We start from the raw sequence: 1,118 nt of genomic DNA on the forward strand, positions 1-1,118 counted from the left end.
TCACCACAAAGCTGATGAAAGAACACCCTGATGCATGGTTTACTAAAGCACTCCAAAAACCATTAAGTGCTTATAACATCAGCATCCCGTTAGCCTGTGAGAGATCAACTCGCTATATTACCAGCAAGGTAAATCAACTGCATGATAAAGGGCGAAGTCTTCAGGTTAAACTGGCTTTCAGGGACGATGGCAGTATTGCTCCAATCCCCATTTACAACTCTGATAATGCCTGGTTCCCCAAAAACCTTAATGAGACAGTCCATCGCTCCGATTCTGACGATAGAGCTCCCGGGGAAGCAATAGTCTGCCGTCATTTCGCCTGGGCTTATGCCAAAAAGGTGTTTGGTCGGGGGAAAGAAACGTTTAAAAGAATAGACGACTCAGAAAAAGTACTGAAAACCTTTGAAAATACAGCTCCTTTTCCATACGAAAGTGCACACTTTCATCAATATCAATTTGTAGACCGCTCAATGACTCATAGCTCCTCTTTTGCTGATGGATATTATTTCCTTGAGGGAAAGTTTTCTGAGGCCATTGAAGGGCTGGTGAAAAAGTATTGGAATATGTCAGCTGGCGATGAAAAGAACTTTTATTTTCGTACATCATTAGGAGATGTTAAAGCAGTTGGCCATGCAATGGCCTTGAGATTGAAGAAACAGGATGAATGCATGAAGGTTATTTTTTACGATCCTAACGCTACACTCATGCACAGAACATTCCTTCTCTCGGAACCAGACTTGGCTGCACAGATTACCGGCGAAGACCTTCAAGCCAGCTTCTTCTCTCATGGAGCACTCATTAATATTGATGATTGGAAGAAATTTTCTGAAGAATGTGATGTTCAGTTCTTTGGTGCCCCAGCCCATGTGATGAGAAATCATATACGTATTGCACCCGGGCATTATGATGATCCCGAAAGAGTGCAGTGGCAATTGGGGGCGGACATTTGATAAATCATCCTATAGCAAATGGATCATGGAAATTAAAAAAAAGAGTGGAGGATCACGTAATGGATCAAATTAAACTGGGTGCTCAGTCGGCACTTTCACATTCATGGCACAGGCATTCAGAATCCTTGATGCCAGTCAGGGCCGTAACATCCCTTGTTAATGGCATCA

At 42.8% G+C, this 1,118-nt stretch carries 1 protein-coding gene; it reads left to right on the forward strand.

The window, feature by feature from the left end; genetic code table 11:
• On the forward strand, window positions 1-950 hold a 950-nt coding region (locus KDK19_RS04480), incomplete at its 5' end, for a hypothetical protein (RefSeq protein WP_257287550.1).
• Between the last annotated feature and the right edge of the window lie 168 nt (window positions 951-1,118).

Source organism: Endozoicomonas sp. ONNA1 (genome assembly GCF_024606325.1).
Taxonomy (GTDB): domain Bacteria; phylum Pseudomonadota; class Gammaproteobacteria; order Pseudomonadales; family Endozoicomonadaceae; genus Endozoicomonas_A.